Below are 578 nucleotides of genomic sequence, written 5' to 3' on the forward strand. Positions count from 1 at the left end.
GAAACGCACAACGAACAGCATCGGGGAGCGAACTATAGAGAAGACCTCTTAGCACCAACATTCGTGACCATTTTAAATAACAAAATCATCCAAACGTTGGCGATGGATGGCCAATTTTCTATCGATCAAAATCATCAAATAAGGATTGTTGATAGACGATTTGGAAAAGACAAATTCTTTCAAATTCAAGAAGACGGCACAATCAAACGGGTTCAATAAATGAGCTTCCCCCGAAATTTAGTTCCCCAAAGGTGACGTAAAATAAACGTAACTTTGGAAAGACAAATGATGAACAGGATACCAAAAAAAGCTTACACGCCCGAGTTTAAAGAACTGGCCGTTCAACGTGTTTCAGATGGTGAAGCCATCTCTGTCGTCGTCAAGTAGCTGGGGTTAAGTGACCAAACGCTGCGCAATTGGATCAAGGCTGTGTCGGAAGGAAAACTTAAAAGCGCAGGCACGAAAGTCGTCACACCAGAAGCCATGGAGCTATCCCGATTAAGAGCAGAAGTTGCCAGACTTAAGCGGGAGAACGAAATCATAAAAAAGGCGGCGGCATACTTCGCGAAAGATGTTCT

Annotated in this window: 1 protein-coding gene and 1 pseudogene; both read left to right on the forward strand. The window is 43.3% G+C overall.

Features of this window, described 5'->3' with window-relative positions; all coding sequences use genetic code 11:
* Positions 1-219: hypothetical protein (locus ACO0KV_RS18370; protein ID WP_423044601.1), on the forward strand; the 219-nt coding region annotated here is incomplete at its 5' end.
* Positions 220-288: 69 nt separating this feature from the next.
* Positions 289-578 (forward strand): annotated as a pseudogene (locus ACO0KV_RS18375) (transposase); the annotation flags it as partial.

The organism is Undibacterium sp. RuRC25W, assembly GCF_049339825.1.
Classification (GTDB): Bacteria; Pseudomonadota; Gammaproteobacteria; order Burkholderiales; family Burkholderiaceae_D; genus Undibacterium.